The sequence below is a fragment of the Nocardia sp. CA-129566 genome, from assembly GCF_050956075.1.
Taxonomy (GTDB): domain Bacteria; phylum Actinomycetota; class Actinomycetes; order Mycobacteriales; family Mycobacteriaceae; genus Nocardia.
The window spans coordinates 5,120,852-5,138,900 of the sequence record NZ_CP192085.1 but is presented as its reverse complement, the minus strand read 5'-3'; the positions used below and the strand labels follow the sequence as shown (position 1 = coordinate 5,138,900).

Annotated in this window: 18 protein-coding genes; 7 read left to right on the top strand and 11 right to left on the bottom strand. The window is 67.4% G+C overall.

What is annotated here, in order from left to right:
- Positions 1–35 precede the first annotated feature (35 nt).
- From ACQP0C_RS22205 to ACQP0C_RS22195, 3 genes are read right to left on the bottom strand one after another with little or no spacing between them, the layout of a single operon-like run.
- The gene (locus tag ACQP0C_RS22205; protein WP_433722675.1) at positions 36–1,211 is read right to left on the bottom strand and encodes a hypothetical protein; all 1,176 of its coding nucleotides are present in this window, start codon (positions 1,209–1,211) and stop codon (positions 36–38) included.
- Positions 1,212–3,026, bottom strand: a complete 1,815-nt coding sequence (locus tag ACQP0C_RS22200) for a hypothetical protein (protein ID WP_433722673.1) — start codon at positions 3,024–3,026, stop codon at positions 1,212–1,214.
- Positions 3,023–3,409 carry a hypothetical protein gene (locus ACQP0C_RS22195; protein WP_433722671.1) on the bottom strand — a complete coding sequence of 129 codons (387 nt, stop codon included), beginning with the start codon at positions 3,407–3,409 and terminating at the stop codon, positions 3,023–3,025. The genes ACQP0C_RS22200 and ACQP0C_RS22195 overlap by 4 nt, the downstream gene beginning before the upstream one ends.
- A gap of 340 nt (positions 3,410–3,749) precedes the next feature.
- Here ACQP0C_RS22195 and ACQP0C_RS22190 point away from each other — a divergent pair, with 340 nt between their 5' ends.
- Positions 3,750–4,529: a helix-turn-helix domain-containing protein gene (locus ACQP0C_RS22190; protein WP_433722669.1), complete on the top strand. Its 780-nt coding sequence runs from the start codon at positions 3,750–3,752 to the stop codon at positions 4,527–4,529.
- Positions 4,530–4,783: 254 nt separating this feature from the next.
- A complete protein-coding gene (locus ACQP0C_RS22185) occupies positions 4,784–5,635 on the top strand; it encodes a fructosamine kinase family protein (RefSeq protein ID WP_433722667.1) in 852 nt (283 codons plus the stop codon).
- A gap of 7 nt (positions 5,636–5,642) precedes the next feature.
- On the opposite strand, the gene ACQP0C_RS22180 is transcribed toward ACQP0C_RS22185, so the two are convergent.
- Genes ACQP0C_RS22180 through ACQP0C_RS22170 form a run of 3 tightly spaced genes read right to left on the bottom strand, consistent with a single transcriptional unit; the run spans position 5,643 to position 8,504 of the window.
- Entirely contained in the window at positions 5,643–6,515 is an 873-nt protein-coding gene (locus ACQP0C_RS22180) for a TIGR03619 family F420-dependent LLM class oxidoreductase (protein WP_433722665.1), read from the bottom strand.
- A gap of 1 nt (position 6,516) precedes the next feature.
- Positions 6,517–8,007 (bottom strand): FAD-binding protein, encoded by a 1,491-nt coding sequence (locus tag ACQP0C_RS22175; protein ID WP_433722663.1) that lies wholly within the window; start codon positions 8,005–8,007, stop codon positions 6,517–6,519.
- Positions 7,998–8,504 (bottom strand): VOC family protein, encoded by a 507-nt coding sequence (locus ACQP0C_RS22170; RefSeq protein WP_433722661.1) that lies wholly within the window; start codon positions 8,502–8,504, stop codon positions 7,998–8,000. Before ACQP0C_RS22170 ends, ACQP0C_RS22175 begins: the two co-directional genes overlap by 10 nt.
- A 117-nt stretch (positions 8,505–8,621) precedes the next feature.
- Here ACQP0C_RS22170 and ACQP0C_RS22165 point away from each other — a divergent pair, with 117 nt between their 5' ends.
- On the top strand, positions 8,622–9,263 hold the full coding sequence (locus tag ACQP0C_RS22165) for a TetR family transcriptional regulator (protein ID WP_433722659.1): 642 nt from the start codon (positions 8,622–8,624) through the stop codon (positions 9,261–9,263).
- A 330-nt stretch (positions 9,264–9,593) separates the two neighbouring features.
- Here ACQP0C_RS22165 and ACQP0C_RS22160 read toward each other — a convergent pair whose 3' ends face one another.
- Positions 9,594–10,373: an enoyl-CoA hydratase-related protein gene (locus ACQP0C_RS22160; protein WP_433722657.1), complete on the bottom strand. Its 780-nt coding sequence runs from the start codon at positions 10,371–10,373 to the stop codon at positions 9,594–9,596.
- Positions 10,374–10,421: 48 nt separating this feature from the next.
- Positions 10,422–11,240, bottom strand: coding sequence for a class I SAM-dependent methyltransferase (locus ACQP0C_RS22155; RefSeq protein WP_433722655.1), 819 nt, complete (start codon positions 11,238–11,240; stop codon positions 10,422–10,424).
- A gap of 307 nt (positions 11,241–11,547) precedes the next feature.
- Between ACQP0C_RS22155 and ACQP0C_RS22150 the strand changes: the two genes are divergently transcribed.
- On the top strand, positions 11,548–12,954 hold the full coding sequence (locus ACQP0C_RS22150) for a selenium-binding protein SBP56-related protein (protein ID WP_433722653.1): 1,407 nt from the start codon (positions 11,548–11,550) through the stop codon (positions 12,952–12,954).
- A gap of 157 nt (positions 12,955–13,111) precedes the next feature.
- Here ACQP0C_RS22150 and ACQP0C_RS22145 read toward each other — a convergent pair whose 3' ends face one another.
- Positions 13,112–13,723: a hypothetical protein gene (locus ACQP0C_RS22145; RefSeq protein WP_433722651.1), complete on the bottom strand. Its 612-nt coding sequence runs from the start codon at positions 13,721–13,723 to the stop codon at positions 13,112–13,114.
- A 313-nt stretch (positions 13,724–14,036) separates the two neighbouring features.
- Between ACQP0C_RS22145 and ACQP0C_RS22140 the strand changes: the two genes are divergently transcribed.
- Positions 14,037–14,693: a TetR/AcrR family transcriptional regulator gene (locus ACQP0C_RS22140; protein WP_433722649.1), complete on the top strand. Its 657-nt coding sequence runs from the start codon at positions 14,037–14,039 to the stop codon at positions 14,691–14,693.
- Between the two features lie 101 nt (positions 14,694–14,794).
- Here the strand turns inward: ACQP0C_RS22140 and ACQP0C_RS22135 are convergent, their stop codons facing one another.
- The gene (locus tag ACQP0C_RS22135) at positions 14,795–15,490 is read right to left on the bottom strand and encodes a TetR/AcrR family transcriptional regulator (protein ID WP_433722647.1); all 696 of its coding nucleotides are present in this window, start codon (positions 15,488–15,490) and stop codon (positions 14,795–14,797) included.
- A 63-nt stretch (positions 15,491–15,553) separates the two neighbouring features.
- Between ACQP0C_RS22135 and ACQP0C_RS22130 the strand changes: the two genes are divergently transcribed.
- Together ACQP0C_RS22130 and ACQP0C_RS22125 are read left to right on the top strand one after the other, a co-directional pair.
- Complete coding sequence (locus ACQP0C_RS22130) at positions 15,554–16,588, top strand: NAD-dependent epimerase/dehydratase family protein (protein WP_433722645.1); 1,035 nt, start codon at positions 15,554–15,556, stop codon at positions 16,586–16,588.
- Positions 16,589–16,602: 14 nt separating this feature from the next.
- A complete protein-coding gene (locus tag ACQP0C_RS22125) occupies positions 16,603–17,298 on the top strand; it encodes a DUF4386 family protein (RefSeq protein ID WP_433722643.1) in 696 nt (231 codons plus the stop codon).
- A gap of 51 nt (positions 17,299–17,349) precedes the next feature.
- Here ACQP0C_RS22125 and ACQP0C_RS22120 read toward each other — a convergent pair whose 3' ends face one another.
- Positions 17,350–18,000 carry a three-helix bundle dimerization domain-containing protein gene (locus ACQP0C_RS22120; RefSeq protein WP_433734619.1) on the bottom strand — a complete coding sequence of 217 codons (651 nt, stop codon included), beginning with the start codon at positions 17,998–18,000 and terminating at the stop codon, positions 17,350–17,352.
- Between the last annotated feature and the right edge of the window lie 49 nt (positions 18,001–18,049).

Sequence of the window (18,049 nt, the reverse complement as noted above, 5' to 3'; positions counted from 1 at the left end):
CACAGGTGGTCGGGCTCCGGAGCCCGACCACCGCTTTATGCCTCGACCGTGATTTCACTCCATAGTCCGGTCGGGTGCCGGATCACCGGCCGCGCCGGATTCTGGTCGTCGCTGCGCACCAGCAATCGGTCGCCCGCGCCGAGTGCATCGGTCAGTTCGTGATGCGGCACCGCATCCCAGGGCCCCGCGCCGGTGGACAGCAGCGAGATGGCCGTCCGCGGCAGGATCTCGGTGGCGAAGCGGCGCGGTGTGCCGGTGTAGCTGCCGTGATGGGCGACCTTGTAGATCGTCGTGCGGGCCAGGAGCCGACAGATATCCGGGTTGTCGAGCACCGGCTGCCATCCGGCCCATTGGGTATCACCGGGGAAGACGAGCACCGCGTCGCCGAATTCGAGGGCGAAGAACATGCCCTGGTTGTTCATCGCGCGGTCGAGCAGGCACAGCGCCGCGAACGGATCGCGGGGTTCGACCGTCAGTTGGGCCAGCAGGTTGTCCGATGGCACCTCGACCCGATCGCCGTATCGCCGTTCGTATTGCGCGGGCGTGAGCCGGTAGCCGTCGGCGAACGGCGCCGATGGCCGTTGCTCGGCCGCAATGTCGTTGTGGGCGTGCCACTGTCGATCGACGGCACCGAGGATCGGCTCGAGATCGGTGCTTCGCGCGGGGCCGAGGATGTGGACCAGTACGCCGGGCAACGCGGTCATGGCGCCGAACGCGTCGAGGAGTTCATCGTGATACCGCCGACGCGGATCACCCGCGAAGCCGTGCCGCAGCGTCCACATCGCGCGCTCGGTGCGCAGCGCATTGCGTGCCAGCATGCCTTCGGCAGTCGTCGCGGAAAAGGCGGTGGCCAGTCCGCGGGCGGCTCGGTCCTGGCTGTGGCGCACCCGGGCGGCCTCGCTGTCGGCCGGGTGCTCGACCCACGGCAACCACACCTCGCCGACGCCGATGTCCTGCCATCGCGCCGAGGCGAAACCGGCGATGTGATCGCGATGGGGATTGCTCGCGACCACGACATCCAGATACGGCCGCCCCGAATCCGTTTCGGTCAGGTCGGCGACCACCTGTTCAGTGAGAAACCCGTTGTCGCCGAAGGCATTCGCACCGCAGTCGACCAGTATCCGCGCGATGCGTTCGTCCTCGGTGAGGGTCACCAGGAAGCAGTCGGCGAAGCCGATGTTGTACATGCGGACGGTGACTGTGCGCGACATTCAGCCCGCCGTATCGAGGTTCGCGACGTTGAGTTCGTCGACCACCCGACTCGGGTCGGCGCGCCACGGCATCGTCGCACCGGCGTACCCGTCGAATGTGTCGACGAATTCCAGGATCCCGCGCAGCCGATCCGCGCCGCGCGCGGTGACATCGTCGCTTCCGGCGGAGGCCGGCAACGGCTTGCTGATGACGAATTTGATGCGTCCCGTCGCGTCGGCGACGATCGTGGTCCCGCCGCGCAGGGGCAGGCCGCCAAGGCGGGGGCGCAGCCGCGCCTGTAGTTCCGCATCAGCGGTCTGCACGAATCGGACCACCACCTCCACCCGCGCTCGGCCGTCGGCGCCCACCCGGAACAGCGCGTGGAATCCGTCGACATCGATCGCGGTATCGGGCGCCAAGTCGAGTGCGCGCCAATGTCTTTGGGCATAGGATCGCAGCCTCCCGTACACCACCGGGCGGGCCCTGGTGGACGAACCGTCCGATGCGGGCCCGCCGTGCTGACGGAAACCCGTCGCGGTGTCCAGCACCAGCGGGTCGACGATGTCGTGGTCCAGCGGCGGCAGCGAGCGTCCACTGGCATCGGGCCACATGATCGATTCGTCGGCCAGCGACGCCACCTCCGAGGGGTAGATGCCGCGCTGGCGAAATCCCTCGATCAGCCGTGCCCGCAGACCGTCGCGGTCCTCGGGGTAGAGCTCTCGGTCCGCGGTGACCAGCGATCGCAGAAAATCGCCGAAGGTCACATCGACCGGCGGCAGGTACTGGAAGGCGCGGATGCACATGCCGAGGTAGCGCTGTGCCGTGCGCCTGGCCTCGGCGCCCACCCGCCGCACCAGGTCCGGATGCAGCGCGCCCTGTGGCAGCACACCCGTACCGGCCGTGGCGATCCGCAGCAGGTCCGCGATCCGCTGCTGATAGGTCGAGAGGTATCCGTCGAAGGTGGCGGCGACCAGAATCGCGCCGCGCCGGTGTGCTTGAAATGTCCGGCCCAGCTTCATCGGATCCGGCGGTTCGCCGAGCGCGCTGCGTAGCGCGCGCCCCATGCCACTGCCCTCGCCGAACTGCTGGGCGAGGTCGACCAGCGGCGAGTTCTCCCCGAGATCGGTGCGATTGTGCTGAATATGCCGCTCGACGACCTCCGGGAGGGTGAAATGCTGGAACAGCGCGACCAGGTCCGCGAACCCTTCGTGGAAGGCGGGCACATCGAGATTCGTGGGTTCCTTGAACCGTTGCCGCTGCCGGTGCACCAGCGCGTGTGTCGTTTCGTGCGCGATGATGTCATGCGATAAGCACGAGAACACTTGCTGGCCGGGCAGATTCCGGCCCGGATTCTTCGCATCGGCCTTGAAGTAGCCGAACTGCAGTGTCCCGCCCATATCCGGGACGAACCGCGCGTTCGGGCCGACGAAGGCGTGCGGGAAGATCTTCAACCGCTCGGTTCCGCGCCAGCTGAAACGTCGGCCCAATCCGTGCTCGAAATTCTCGAGGACGGTGCTGACGATCGCGTACACCATCTGTTGGTGAAACCGTGGGTCCCGTTCCGACGGCGGCAGGCCGTCCTGCAGCAGCAGCCGCCGGTCGTCCAGGTCCACTGGTTCGTAGTAGCAGCCCTGGGCGCCGTCGTAATCGATCACTTGGACGAGCTCGCCACTAGGACCCGGCCGCAGCGGCTCGTAGGGCACCGACAGGGTGATCGCTTCGGTACCCGGCAGCCGTGCGACCATCGGATCGAAGGCGAATACGCGCAGGTGACGCCGCGATGGTTCCGGCACTGCCGTGGCCTGTTCGGCCAGATCACGCGGTGAGTCCGTCATTGCCGCGCCGCGAGCGCCGCCTCGATCAGGGATTTCAGGCTGTCGTGATCGGGCTGGTCGAGCCGCACCGATCCGTCGCCGCTGATCAGCACCACCACGCCGCGGGGCAGGTTCGTGTCCTTGGAGACCTTGACCGGTTCGCCGCGGGCATCGATGATCACGCCCTTGCCGAGGTCATCGATGAATCCTTTGACGGCCTTGGCGAGCCCGATGAGCGCGATAGCGCCGAGCACGATCGGGATGAACGCTATTGCGGGATCTTTCGGCGGCGGAATCGATGCCTCACCACCCGCCTCGACCACCCGACAGGCGGCCTCGTCCGCGTCGGCGTCCGCGATCTCGAATCCGTCCCAGGTGAACTCGACGATCCGATCCTCGGCCACAGCCCCGCTCCTCTCGTCGCGTACGTCGGCGTCGTCGCTGCTGACCGCACTGTTACCGGGTGCGGCCGGGGCGGGTCGGTCGCCGCCTTGCTCAGGATATGGCGTGTCGGGCGCAACCGGGTGCGTTATGGAACAGGCGCGATCGAGCGACGAGAGTGCCTGTGCTGTCCCCGGATTTCGAATGGCGGCCAGTTGTGCGGATGAGTGGGGGGCCAACCAGGGACCGGTCGGTCGGTTCGACGGTGCACAACCCCGAGTCCCGGCGCGGTTGTGCTCGCGGCGGCGACGATTACCCGTGAGGTAATCGTCTTGTGGCCGTGCGGTTCGTAGGATCGGCAGGGTGAGTACGCAGACAGCCGGTGACCTGTTGCGCCACTGGCGGCTCGAGCGCAGGCTCAGCCAGCTGGAATTGGCGGGGCGCGCCGAAACCTCCGCGCGGCACCTGAGTTTCATCGAAACGGGTCGTGCGAATCCGAGCCGCACCATGGTTGTGCACCTGTGCGAGCAGTTGGAGATCCCCTTGCGCGAGCGTAACCGGCTGCTACTCGCGGCCGGTTACGCTCCTGCCTACGCCGAACCCGACCTGGATACCCCCGCGATGGACGCGGTGCGCGGCGCGATGCGCCAGATCCTCGCCGGACATGAGCCCTATCCGGCGCTGGCCATCGACCAGGGCTGGAACATGATCGACGCCAATGCCGGTGTCGCTGTGCTGTTGGCGGGTATCGATTCGAAGCTGCTCACCGCACCGGTGAACGCGCTACGCCTGAGCCTGCACCCCGACGGCATGGCCGGCCGCATCGTCAACCTCGCCGAATGGCGTGGCCACCTTTTCGAGCGCCTGTCCCGCCAAATCGAGGTCACTGGCGCGCCGGAACTGATCGAGCTCCGCGACGAACTGCGCCAATATCCGGGCGGCGAAGTAGATCTCGCGCTGCCCGAACCCGACCAAGCGGTCGTACCGCTGCGCCTGCGTCACAAAGACCACGAATTGTCCTTCATCAGCGTCACCACCGTCTTCGGCACCCCGATGAACGTCACCGTCGCCGAATTGGCGATCGAATCGTTCTTCCCCGCCGATGAGGAAACCAAGAGACGCCTCACCGCGGCATCCCGATAATGCGGCGCGCCGATCGAATCGCGGGAACGCATGGGATGCAGTCACATACGATCCCGGATGCTGGCGAAGTCGGGACCATTCCGATGTATCCGAAGAACGACTGCGCGCGGAACTGCGGTTCGCTCGAGCGGTACGACCAGGTGCGAGGGCGCAGTGGCGCGCTGAACGAGGTCCGGTCGAGCTGAGTTCCGGTGCGGAATGCGACGCATCGGAACCGGGAGCTGGGCCGGGAACGAGTGGAAAGCAGGCCAGGTGTGCAGGTGAAGCAGGCGGCGCGGCTCGCGGAGTTGCTGGGGGTCACGGTGCGCGCGGTGACCGATGTGGGATCGAGCCATTCATGGACGCTGCATCGGGCCGTACTCGCCGATCGCCGGGAAGTCTTCGTCAAGGCCGCGCGCGATCGGGCGCAGGTGTTCCGGGCGGAGGCGGCGGGTCTGCGGTGGCTCGCGGTCGGGGTGCCGGAATTGGTGCCCGAGGTGCTCGCGGTCGACGACCGGATGCTGGTGCTGCCGTGGCTGGCGCAAACCGCCCCGACGACGGCGGTCGCGGAACGTTTCGGCCGCGATCTGGCCGCGCTGCACACGAATTCGCCGGGATCGTTCGGCGCGCCCTGGGCGGGTTGGATCGCCGACCTGCCGCTGGACAACACCCGATTCGACGGCTCATGGGCCCGCTGGTACGCCGACCATCGCCTCGCCCCGTACCTTGCGCGCGCCGCCGCCGAACTCGGCCGCGACGGCACCCGCCTGCTGGAACGCGTCATCGACGATATCGAAACCCTCGCGGGCCCGAGCGAACCGCCCAGCCGCATCCACGGCGACCTATGGTCCGGCAACCTCCTGTGGACCGCCGACCGTGTACTGCTCATCGACCCCGCCGCCCACGGCGGCCACCGCGAAACCGACCTCGCCATGCTCGCCCTGTTCGGCGCACCGCATCTGGACCGAATCCGCGCCGCCTACCACGAGATCCACCCGCTGGCCGACGGCTGGCGCGCCCGCGTCCCGCTGCATCAACTACACCCGCTGCTGGTGCACGTCGTGCTCTTCGGCGGCGGCTACCGAAGCCAGACCCTGGCCGCGGCCGCCGCCGTACTCGCGGCATAGCGCCGCGTCAGCTCGTCTTTGCGATGACCTTCTCCGCGAACCGCGACAGGTGCGCGATCTTGGTGTCCAGCGATTCGGTATCGGGTTCGGTTGTATACGGATAGCGGAAGCCGACGATCACATCGGTGACCCCCTTGTCCTCCAACCGTTTCACGCCGTCCACGGTGAAGCCGTCCAGCGAGATGACGTGCACCTCGAAGTCCTTACGGGTGCCGTACTCGGCGCGCAGGGTATCGAGTTTCGCGAGCAGCCGGTCCAATTCGGCCGGGTCACCGCCCGCGTGCATCCAGCCATCGCCGCGTTGGGCCGCGCGCCGCAAGGCCGGGCCACTGTGTCCGCCGATGAGGATCGGGATCGGCTCGGTCGGCACCGGGCTGATCTTGATGGGCGGCAGATCGTAGTACTTCCCATGGAATTCGAAGTAGCCGCCCGCGGTGAGGCCGCGCACGATATCGATGCATTCGTCCATGCGTGCGCCCCGGTGTTCGAACGGCACACCCATGATCTCGAAGTCATCCGGCCACGGGCTGATACCGACGCCGAAGCCGAACCGGTTACCGCTCAACGCCGCGATCGAGGCGGCCTGTTTGGCCACCAGCACCGGCGGACGGATGGGCAACTTCACCACGAACGGGGTCAGGCGCAGTGTCGTTGTGGCCGCCGCGATGGCCGCCGACAGCACGAATGCCTCGATGAACGGCTTGTCCTCCAAGAACTCCCGACTGCCGTCGGGGGTGTACGGGTAGGTCGCGTCGGATTCCTTCGGATACGCCACGCTGTCGGCGATCGTCATCGACGTATACCCGGCCGCCTCCGCGGCCTGTGCCAGCGGCACATAGTAGGTCGGATCCGTCATTGTCTCGGCATAGGTGAATCGCATGTCAATCGCCTTCCATCCCGGTACTTTCGGCGCGCTGCGCCCTGGTCGGTGCCGCCCTCGATATGCCAGCCGCATGCGCACCGGCGCGACGCCCGAAGTAGGACCCCTCGCCGAGACACGTCCCGCTGGCATAGCCGCGACTGTCCTGGGCCAGATTCGAGGCGCAGGCCCCCGCCGCGTACAGCCCCGAGATCACCGACCCGTCGGCGCGCAGCACCGCACCGTCGAGGGAGGTGCGTAGTCCGCCGAGGGTGAATCCGACGTAGGTGGCTCGGCCCGGCGTGAGATCGAAGGCGCCCCACGGGCCCTCGGTCAACGGTGTCAGCCAGTCGGGATGTTTGCCGAATTCGGGATCGCGCCCTTCGGCCGCCGCGGTGTTGTACGCGGTCAGGGTCCTGCGCAGGGCGCCATCGGGGATACCGAGCGCCGTTTCCATCTCCGAGACCCGGTGCCAGCCATCGATGAATTTCACCATCGGCAGCTCCGGCCACACCATATGCGTGCTGTCCACGATCAGGTAGGCCGTCGAATCCGGTTGCGCGACAACAGCACCCGCTGTCCGCCCGTGATAGGAATCCTCCGCGACGAATCGCCGACCGGCCTTGTTCACGATGATCCCGTACAGCAGATCGGCCGGGGGATAGAACGACGCGGTCAGGAACGCTTCATCCATCCGTGTGACAGCGCCGCCGGCCGACTGCCCGAGCCGGATGCCGAGCCCGTCATCCGACGGCACACCCAGCGGCAGCAAGTGTTGGGCCAATTGCGGGGTGTAGGCGGCCAGCATCTCCGAGTTCATCACGAACCCGCCCGCAGCGAGTACCACCGCACCCGCGGCCGCGCCATCGTGCCAGCGCACCCCGACGATCCGCCCATTCGCGTCGGCGACGAGTTCGCGCACCGTGGTCTCGTACCTCACCGCGATACCCAACTCCCGGACCCGCTCGGCGAGCACCGCCATCACCTGCTGCCCGCCGTGCTCGGCCAGCGCGTTCACCTTGTGCCCGCGCGGTGCCGGCTGCGCCTGATCGCGGTAGGGCCACACCTTTTCGTTGCCGGTCCACATCAGCCCCTCGGTTCCGGGCTGCACCACCGACTTCCCGGGATAGAACGACCGCTCGAACTCGATCCCGTGCGCCTCCAGCCAATCGAAATGCGCGACGCTGTCGGTGCAGTACGCGCGGACCTTGGCCGCGTCGGGCTCGGGAGTGACCGCCTCGAGATAGGCGATCATCGCCTCGACACTGTCGGCGTGCCCGGTCGCCGACTGCACCGGTGTGCCGCCCCCGAGATAGAAGTGCCCGGCCGCCAGCGCCGACGCCCCGCCCGCTGCGCCGTTGCGCTCCAGCAGCAGTACCCGCGCGCCCGCTTCGGCCGCGCTGATCGCCGCGCACGCTCCGGCGATCCCGAAGCCGACCACGATCACATCCGCGCTGTCGTCCCATTCGACCGGACCGGTCATGAGCTGGGGGAGTTCGATTCCTAGGCCCATGGATTCGAATACCCCTCCGGAATCAGGTAATCGAACATCGCCTTCATATCCGCCGACAACCGCATGAGCTCAACGGTCGAACCGAGCGCACCGCCATCGAGATAGGTGAATTCCATTCCGACGCCCTCGAACACACCCCGCGCGAGGATTTCCGCCCCGTTCGTCTTCGCCTCGGCCAGCGCCGCGTCATAGTCCGCTGGCACCCACGCGATGTGATGCAGTCCCGGCCCCACCGTTTCCAGATGCTCGGAGTACAGGCTGATCCCGGATTGCGGCTCGATCAGCTCCAATTGCTGGCCGCCCGCATACCCCAGTGCCACGGTGATCGTGTAATCGGCTGGCGCACCGCGCAATTCGCACGACTGCGGCCCGAAGTGCACATCCGCGATGGTGAACCACTCGGCGACGCCATAGCGCTCGGTGCACTCCCGTCGCGCCGCATCGACATCGCGCACGACCCAGCACAGCTGGAAGATCGGACCCCGCGCGATGGTCATCGGATCACCTCAATTCCGCCCAGTGACTCGTCGGATTCGCAAAACAGCCGGTACGCACGACCCAATTAAGCACTGATGCTTAACATCGTCAATACCTGGATTTAGTACAGTTCAGACATGACCACCGAGGATCCGCGCGCCGCGCTACTCGACGCGGGCGAGCGACTGATCGCCGAACGCGGCGTGGACGTCCCGCTGCGCGATATCGCGGCGGCCGCGGGGCAGCGCAACAACTCGGCGGTGCACTACTATTTCGACTCCCGCGGCGGGCTGATCGAGGCCATTGTCGAACGCCGGATGAACTGGCTCGAGGACCGCCGGATGGGACTGCTCGCTCAGCACGAGGCCGACGGCACCGCGCACGAGATCCGGACACTGGTCGCCATGCTCACCGCGCCCATCCTCGAACTCATCGGCACACCGCCGATCACCCACTACGGCCGCTTCCTCGAAGTGGTGCGCGCCCATCCCGTGATCGCCGATGCCCGCCGCCTCGCCGGTGTCGACCGCGCCGCCGTGCGCATCATCGCCACCCGCCTCGACGCGGCTCTTGCGCAACTCCCACCCCGCCGTCGCCGCCAACGCCTGGAAACCATGGCAACGGTGATGTTCGCCCTGATCGCCGACTACGAACGCGCGCTGGAAGCGGGTGTACGCACCGCGGACCCGGACAGCGACGCGGCCGAAATCATCGACATGATCGTCGCCATGCTCACTGTGCCGGTCCACCGAGCGAGCCCCGGTGGCGATAGCGGCTGATCTGGATCGAACCGGAGATGCTCAGCGCCGTTGCACGAGGCGATCAATGACCTTCGGCACCGAAGTCGGCAACGTCGCACGACGGTATGCCGCACTGGCACAGGACATTCGAACCGACGCCGCGACGGTCCGACCTTCGATGACGGCGTCCACATGCACCGCCTACTCGACGTCATCCGCAATTCGGCAGACACCGCGACACGGGGTGTCTGCCTACTGGCCGGTGATAGCAGGGCGTCGGACCGGTTCGGCGACCGCAAGAAGGTCGCGCACCATTTCATCTGGCAATGGCGTTGCTTTGCAGTGCTGGAGGACGGTCGCCTGGCTGCGCTAATCGCCCCAGACGGGTGCGCGCTTGGCCAGGAAAGCCGCCATCCCTTCGCGGGCGCCGGGAAGTTGGGCGGCGGCGGCCATGACTTCCAGCGCGAGGGCGTAGGCGTCTGCTTCGGGGCGGTCGAGTTGGCGGTAGAGCGTGCGTTTGCCGAGTGCCTTGCTGGCCCGGCTGCCCCGGGTGGCGCGAGCGAGCAACTCGGCCACGGCGGTGTCGAGTTCGGCGTCTGGCACCGCTCGGTTGATCAGGCCCCACTGTTCGGCGGTGCGGGCATCGATCGGGTCGCCGGTGAGGGCGAGTTCCATCAGACGTTTACGGCCGACGGCGCGGGCCACCGGCACGGCGGGGGTGTGGCAGAACCAGCCGCCCTTGCCGCCGGGGAGCGCGAAACCGGCCGATTCGGCGGCGACGGCCAGATCGCATGAGGCCACCAGTTGGCAGCCCGCGGCCGTGGCCAGACCGTGCACGCGGGCGATCACCACCTGCGGCACCGACTGGATGGTGGACATCAGCTCCGTGCACAGTGTGAGCAGTTCCCGCACGCCGAGCAGGTCGCGCGCGGCGACGTCGGCGAAATCATGTCCCGCGGAGAACACCGGACCGTGCGCCCCGAGCACTATCCCGGTGGCGTCGGTCTCGCCGGCGGCCCGGAACGAGGCGAGCAGTTCGGCCAGATGCTCGCCCGAGAGCGCATTGCGCCGCTCCGGCCTGTTCATGGTGATGCGCACCGTGTCGGCGTCCCGCGCGACCAGCACATGCCGATACTCCAAGGCGGTCATACCTCCACCGTAGAGCTCCACCGGCAACCACACGACACCTCCGCAATGTCAGGCGGATCGGCGGGCGGTGACCAAGAGGTACTCCCACTCCATTCGCCCGTTGCCCAGGTTGTGTTGGGATGCGAGATCCGCGAGTTCCCGGTCCAACCGCGCGATCTGGTCGGGTTGCGCGGCAATGGCCTTGTACACGGCGACCGTCGGTCCGTAATAGGACTTGAAGAAGTCGCGGAACTCGGCGCCATCGGCGAAACGATCGATGACCGCGTTTTCGCGTCGCAGCTCCAGGTCGGCGACGCGATCGCCCAAGAGCGACCGGACATGTATCTCGTCGCCCCACATCGGGGGCGGCTGCGCACCGGGCGGGGGCGGCGCAGCGAACGGTTTCATCGTGGCGAACATCTGCCCGATGAATCCGGTGGGTGTCCAGTTGATCAGCCCGATCGTGCCGCCCGGCTTGGTGACCCGCACCAGTTCGTCCGCGGCCGCCTGATGGAACGGCGCAAACATGACGCCTACGCACGAGATCACGGCGTCGAACTCGGCATCGGCGTAGGGCAATGCCTCGGCGTCGGCTTCCTGCCACTGCAGCTCGACGCCATGGGCGGCGGCGAGACGCCGGCCCGCGTCGAACAGCTCCGGCGTGAGGTCGCTCGCGACGACGTCCGCACCGGCCGCTGCGGCCGGGATCGCTGCATTCCCGGATCCGGCCGCAATATCGAGCACGCGCTGGCCCGGGCCGATACGGCAGACCTCGACGAGACGCCGACCCAGCCCAGGGATGACTTCGGTGGCGACGGACGGGTAGTCGCCCAGTGCCCATATTGCACGATGCCGCGCCTTGAGATCAGCGGGGCCGGATTCGGTCATCTGATGCTCCCTCTGTAATCGCGCCGGCGGATGCCGCCGAAGCTGATCGATGTGCTGTGCACCGTGTTGCGGCCCGGCTTGGAGCCGACCGTCGCCAGCCCTCCGTTCCCAGATCGAAAACCACTGCGTCCTACCGCTCATTCTGCTACCGCGTCGGCGGTAGCTGGTGGATCTACCTCGAAAGGCCGAGACTGGTTATTGCCTGCCCGCGCCATTACGGCACGCGACCACACGGGTCGTGCTCACCTCGGAACCGCCAGATCGGGCGAGGTGCGTGGGCCTCCGCCTATCGACAAGGAGGCTGGAAATGAAGCACTCAGGCTTGGACCCGACCTTCTATCGGAGTGCAGCGGAGGCGGCGGCCGCGCCACCGGAGCGGCTCGCATACGTTGTTGCGTTCGACCGCGCGGCACAGCAGCCAGATGCGCTTTCAGTGATCGATGTCGATCCGGGCTCGGCCACCTACGGCCGAGTGGTCGGCTGGACCGAGGTGCCCCACCTGGGCAACGAGCTGCACCATTTCGGCTGGAACGCCTGCAGCAGCGCGCTGAAGCACGAGGGCCACCACATCGAGGGGCTGGCTCGGCGGTACCTGATCGTGCCGGGTCTGCGCTCGTCGCGCCTGTACGTGTTCGATACCCAGCCCGACCCACGCCAGCCCACCCTGTCCAAGATCGTGGACAGCTCCGAACTCGCGGCCAAGGCCGGCTACTCCCGTCCACACACGCTGCACTGCGGGCCCGACGGTGTGTTCATGACCTGCCTCGGCGGGGCCGACGGATCGGACGGGCCGGGCGGGATCGCGCTGCTCGATCACGCTACGTTCGATGTGCTGCGGCAATGGGAGACCGACCGTGGGCCGCAATTCTTCGCGTACGACGCCTGGTGGCATCTCAACCAGAACACGCTGATCAGCAGCGAGTGGGGCACCCCGTCCATGATCGAGGACGGGTTGCAGCCGGAGTTGCTGCTGGCCAACAAGTACGGCCACGCGATCCACTTCTGGGACCTCACCGCCGGTCGGCACCAGCAGCGGATCGATCTCGGCGAGCAGTATCAGATGCCACTCGAGTTGCGCCCTTCGCACGATCCGGACGCCGCTTGGGGGTTCGTCGGCGTGGTGATCTCGACCGAGGATTTGTCGGCGTCGGTGTGGCGTTGGCACCGCGATGATGGCGTGTGGGCGGTCGACAAGGTGATCACCATCCCGGCCCAGCCGGCTGATCCCGACCTGCTGCCGCCGGCACTGAAACCGTTCGGCGCGGTGCCGCCGCTGGTCACCGACATCGACCTCTCGGTCGACGACGCATACCTCTACGTCTCGTGCTGGGGTACCGGGGAGCTCTGTCAGTTCGACGTGCGCGATCCGGCCAACCCGAAACAGATCGGGTCGGTCCGGCTCGGCGGGATCGTGGGCCGCACCGCCCACCCCGCCGCGCCGAACCAGCCGCTTGCCGGCGGCCCCCAGATGGTCGAGATCAGCCGTAACGGTCGCCGGGTCTACCTCACCAACTCGCTCTATAGCGCGTGGGACGACCAGTTCTACCCGGATGGGGTCGGCGCCTGGATGGCCGTGATGCACACCGATCCCGACGGCGCAATGACCATCGACGAGTCGTTCTTCCCGCACGACAAGGACTTTCGAGGTCTGCGGGTGCACCAGGTGCGCCTGCAGGGCGGCGACGCCTCCTCCGACTCCTACTGCTACCGATAGTCGGGTCGAGCGGGGACCGCTGGATCTCGACGCCATTGGTTCCCGAGCGCCGGGCAGTTGAGCGGTGCCGGCCATGACTTCCAGGGCGATGGTGTTTCCGCGAAGCCATTGGACCGATCTGGTACGGCCCCCGCTTCGACGCCGGGGGCCGTTGTGATCATTTGCTCAGAGCCTTGCCGCCATTGGGAGCCACCGCGAACCATGTTCCGCCGACACCCTGGCCGAGCAAATCGCCCGGCTTGGTGTCTTTCGAGAAGTAGTACACCGGCCAACCCCCGATAGTGATTTGGCATGTGCCGTCGGCACGTTCGATGAATCCGACGAGTTGGGGGTCGATGCCCGAGGCGTAGAGCGCTTGATCGCGGGCGACAGTCAGCGGCGGCCAGGTCACGGCGCACTGCCCGGAGCAGTTGGATACCGAGGGGTTCGCGGTGTCCTTGTCGAACCGGTACAGCGACCGGCCGGATCCGTCCGAAACACGCTGTCCGACGCTCGGGTCGCTGGTCACCTGGAGTTGCACCGCGCTCGCGGTGCCGGCGGGGGCGGCACCGCCGTAGATCTTCAGCCAGCCTTGCGTTTTCGCTACTGCGGGAGCCTGTCCCACAGCGGGCGCCGCTGCGGTAGTCGAGGTGCTGGTGGCGGTCGAGGACGTCGGCGCCGTCGCCTCGGCACCTTTGTCGCCACTGCAGCCGCTGAGCAGACCTGCGAGAGCGACCGCAGCGGCGGCGAGCGGCACTGCGGCACGCTGGATTCGTTTGGCTGAATTCATATTTCGGATCCTCCGTCGCTGATCGATGAGGTGCACACCGCATCTCGTCCCCCGTACTACGAACCACGGCAACCGTTTGGTTCACCCGGGACGCAACGGTCGGGGTGTTCGCTATCTCACAGTCGGAGGCATCGACCAGATCATCGGTTTCGAGCATAGGCACCCTCGACAGTTGCTCGACGAATCGTCATGACCGCGTCTATCTCGCGAGGTTCCAGCGATCACCCCGCGGCGTCCTGTTCAACGTTCGCATCTTATCTGACTATTTCATCAGATATGATGCATGTATGGAGCTATGACGAAAGAAGGCCCGATGACTTCCGAACCCGTGGTTCGAAACCGGATCGATCGGCGCCGCGAGCGCACTCGCAATGCTCTGCTCGGTGCCGCGCAGAAGTTCCTGGCCGAGGGCCGATCCGCGGTCAGCGTTCAGGAGATCACCGACGCGGCCGGCGTCGGTTTCGGCTCCTTCTACAACCACTTCGATTCCAAGGAACAACTGTTCGACCAGGCCGTGCGGTCGGCGCTAGAGGTCTACAGCCAGTTGCGCGACGACATCGTCGCGGTCTACGAGGATCCGGCCGAGGTGTTCGCGGTGAGCCTCCGAATGACCGGGCGGTTGCAACGGCAGTTCCCGGAAGTGGTGCGGGTGATCTTGCACTCCGGCATGTCGATCCTGTTGTCCGACGAGGGTTTGGCCGCACGCGCGCGCCGCGACATCATCGCCGCACAAGAGGCGGGACGCTTCGAACCGATGGATCCGGACAAGGCGGTCATGGCCGTGGGCGGGGCGCTCCTCGGATTGCTGCAACTGCTGGACGCCGAGCCGGATGCCGACGCCGCAGCGCTCACCGACGAGATGACCTTCCACATGCTGCGTATGTTCGGCATGGACGAGCGCACCGCGCAGCGATTGTCCGCCAGCCTGCTGCCGCCCCAGCCGAAGCTTCAGGTAGAGCTGGGGCCGTGATGGTGCGGTCGGGCGCGAACAGCCCGGAACGGGTGAAGTTCCATCGCCCTGTCCGAAGGTGGCCGGAAGGTCTGCGTGACCGGCAGCCGTTCGCCCGAACGTCAGGCGGGCAGGCCGATCAGGTCGGCCACCAGATTCATCTGGTGTTCGAAGTAGTCGCCGACGGCATTGATGGTGCCGTCGAGGCGGCCGAAGATCTCGAAGGTGACGAGCCCGAAAAGCTGTGTCCAGCCGAGGAATACGCGGTCGAGCACCTCTTCGGGCAGCCCGGACCCCTGCTGGTCGATGAGCATGCGGAGATCGCCGCGCACGGTGTCGGGCAGCGGCGTGGCCAGTGGTGCGGGCCGTAGCAGGCCAGCGGCTTCGGCATCGGCGGCGATCCCGGCCAGCAGCAGGACGACGGTGGCGGCGGGCGCGACGGTGTCGCGAGGTGCGTCGTAGCCCGGGATGGGGCTGCCGTAGAGCAGGCCGTATTCGGTGGGATTCGCGGTGGCCCAGTCTCGTACGGCCGTGCATACTGCGAGCCAGCGGGCGCGCTGATCGCCGGCCGGTCGGGCATCGGCTGCGCGGGTGGCGGCGTTGCCCAGCGATTCGTAGCTCTCCAGGATGAGCGCGGTGAGCAGGTCGTCGCGGCTGGGGAAGTAGCGGTAGAGCGCGGAGGCGACGATGCCGATGTCGCGGGCGACTCCGCGCAGCGACAGTCCGGCGCCATCGGTGGCCAGCCGTTTCCGGGCGGTGGCCTTGATTTCCTCGATCATTTCGGTGCGGACGCGGGCGCGCACGGATGCGGCGGACATATCCGCAGTGTAGCGAACGGGAAACCCTTTGGAGAACAGTAGACGATCAGGAGAACAGTGTTCTTGACTAGGAACGCTGTGCTCGCTTACCGTCGAATCGTCACCGAGAACACCGTTCTTAACGAAGAACACCCCGACCGGATCGAGGACCTCATGTCCCTGCACGTCGTCATCGGAGCGGGCCCCGTAGGCACCGCCACCGCACTGCTGCTCGCGAGCCGCGGCGCGCACGTCCGCCTGATCACCCGCCGCGGCTGCGGCCCCGCGCACCCGGCTGTCGAACGTGTCACCGCCGACGCCACCGACACATCTGCCCTGGTCGCCCACTGCCTGGACGCGACCGCCGTCTACCAGTGCGCCCAACCGGCCTATCACCGCTGGCCGCAGGACTTCCCGCCGCTGCACCGCGCGGTACTGACCGCCGCGGAACTGTCCGGGGCGCTGCTGGTCACCGTCGGAAACCTCTACGGCTACGGCGAATTCGACGTCGCGGTCACCGAAGACCGGCCGCTGCGCCCGAATTCGGTGAAGGGTCGCGTGCGCGCCGAGATGTGGGCAGAGCAGCAGGCCGCGCACGAGGCCGGCCGCATTCGCACCGCCGAGGTGCGCGGCTCCGATTACCTCGGCCCCCGCGCCGCCTCCGCGGCGACCACCCTGCTGCTCCCGGCGGTGCTGTCCGGCCGGCGCGCCCTGGTCCCGGCCGATCTCGACGCACCGCACACCTGGACCGCCACCGCCGATGTGGCCCGCCTGCTGGTCGCGGTGGCCGCAGACGAATCCACCTGGGGCAGGCCTTGGCACGTGCCTTCGGCCGCACCGCTGTCGGTGCGCGGCCTGGCCGAGCTGCTCGCCACGGTCGCGGCGGCCCCACCCGCCCGGGTCACCCGCATGCCCGCGGCGATGCTCTGGTCAGCGGGCCTGTTCGTTCCGGCCGCCCGCGAGATCCGGGAACTGCGCTATCAGTTCGATCGCCCGTTCGTCATGGACTCCTCCGCCGCGACGGCGCATTTCGCCCTCGACCCCACCCCGCTCGAGGACTCTCTGCGCGCGACCGTCGATGCCTTCCGGGCCGCCGCCGACCTCGCCGCCCGGCAGTGAATGGCGCACGGACGATGTCCACTTCGAAGGTTGCGGACCACCTATCGGCGCGCGTCGCGTTGCCGATCATGACGGCCGTGGTCTGCATGAACGCCGGTTTCATCGGCCTGGGTGCGGTGTTCGACTACCCGCGTGTGCTGTCGCGCCCGAGCGCGGAGGTGCTGTCGCTGTTCCGAGCACACGAGGCCGCGGTGGTGTCGTGGTTCTCGGTGCTGGTGTTCGGCGCGGTGCTGTTCGTCCCGATCGCGGTGCTGGCTGGGCGACTCCATGATTCGCCGCGCATGCGGTGGGCCGTGCGGGCCGGTGCGGCGGCGGGTGTGGTGCAGGCGGTCGGTCTGCTGCGCTGGCCGCTGCTGGTACCCTCGCTCGCCGACCGTGCCCTCGGTGCAGGCGAGAGTTCTGCCGCGACAGACGAATTCGAGCTGTGGAATCGAGTGCTCGGCTCGGCACTGGGGGAGACCTGCGGCTACGCGCTGACCGCCGCCTGGACCGTGCTGGTGGCAACGGCATTGTCGCGCAACGGTTTCCCGCGCTGGTTCACCGCCCTGGGGGTGGCCGCGGCCATCCTGATCCTGACCGGTGTCGCTGCGCCGTGGCGAGTCCCGGCCGCGCAGCAGCTCAACTTCCTCGGCTATGTGCTGTGGAGCGTGTGGATGTTGGCGCTGGCCGGTTTCGCGATCCGCCGTTCGCCGCTCGCATCCCGTGGGTGAATCGTGCGCCACGGCCAATCCCAGTGCGGATGCCGCCGCGACCGCCAACGGTCAAGGAGTTACCACGAGGTCGAGGCTGGCCAGCAGGTCGATCACGCGTTGGTCGATATCGTCGCGGATCGGCCGCACCTCGGCCACCGGCAGCCCGGCCGGATCATCGACGATCCAGTCTTCGTGCCGGACGCCGGGTATCAGCGGGCACGCGTCCTCGCATCCCATGGTGATAATGATGTCGGCGGCCAGGATGATCTCGTCGGTCCAGGTCTTGGGGAACTCGTGGGAGATGTCGATACCCACTTCGGCCATGGCCGCGACGGCTGCCGCGTTGAGCGCGCCGCTCGGCTCGGACCCGCCGGACCAGGCCAGCGCGCGATCCTGTGCGTAATGCTCGAAGAAGCCCAGAGCCATCTGCGAACGCCCGGCGTTGAACGCGCACAGGAACAACACCACCGGTTTCGTGTGTTCGATGCGGCCCTCCACCTTCGCACGAGCGTGCAATTGCTGCCGAGCGAAGCGCTCGGCCAGCAATGGCAGATACAGCTTCACGGCCGCGCGCGCCCCGATCTGGGCGTAGGAGTCGTGGAGGTAACGGTGAATCGTGTTGGCATCGAACAAGATCGTGAACTCACGCTGCAGCCGCCGCTCGGCGCGGGCGAGCGCCGTGGCGTGCACGATGTCGAGGAGTCGGTAGGCGGGGGTGATCTCTGCGTATCCGGCCTGGTTCGTCCGCTCGGGCGTAACCACATCAGTT

Coding starts and splice junctions, on each gene's coding strand:
- ACQP0C_RS22205 (WP_433722675.1), bottom strand. CDS start 1,211: ATGTCGCGCACAGTCACCGTCCGCATGTACAACATCGGCTTCGCCGAC.
- ACQP0C_RS22200 (WP_433722673.1), bottom strand. CDS start 3,026: ATGACGGACTCACCGCGTGATCTGGCCGAACAGGCCACGGCAGTGCCG.
- ACQP0C_RS22180 (WP_433722665.1), bottom strand. CDS start 6,515: ATGCGATTCACCTATGCCGAGACAATGACGGATCCGACCTACTATGTG.
- ACQP0C_RS22175 (WP_433722663.1), bottom strand. CDS start 8,007: ATGGGCCTAGGAATCGAACTCCCCCAGCTCATGACCGGTCCGGTCGAA.
- ACQP0C_RS22170 (WP_433722661.1), bottom strand. CDS start 8,504: ATGACCATCGCGCGGGGTCCGATCTTCCAGCTGTGCTGGGTCGTGCGC.
- ACQP0C_RS22165 (WP_433722659.1), top strand. CDS start 8,622: ATGACCACCGAGGATCCGCGCGCCGCGCTACTCGACGCGGGCGAGCGA.
- ACQP0C_RS22160 (WP_433722657.1), bottom strand. CDS start 10,373: ATGACCGCCTTGGAGTATCGGCATGTGCTGGTCGCGCGGGACGCCGAC.
- ACQP0C_RS22155 (WP_433722655.1), bottom strand. CDS start 11,240: ATGACCGAATCCGGCCCCGCTGATCTCAAGGCGCGGCATCGTGCAATA.
- ACQP0C_RS22150 (WP_433722653.1), top strand. CDS start 11,548: ATGAAGCACTCAGGCTTGGACCCGACCTTCTATCGGAGTGCAGCGGAG.
- ACQP0C_RS22145 (WP_433722651.1), bottom strand. CDS start 13,723: ATGAATTCAGCCAAACGAATCCAGCGTGCCGCAGTGCCGCTCGCCGCC.
- ACQP0C_RS22140 (WP_433722649.1), top strand. CDS start 14,037: ATGACTTCCGAACCCGTGGTTCGAAACCGGATCGATCGGCGCCGCGAG.
- ACQP0C_RS22135 (WP_433722647.1), bottom strand. CDS start 15,490: ATGTCCGCCGCATCCGTGCGCGCCCGCGTCCGCACCGAAATGATCGAG.
- ACQP0C_RS22125 (WP_433722643.1), top strand. CDS start 16,603: ATGTCCACTTCGAAGGTTGCGGACCACCTATCGGCGCGCGTCGCGTTG.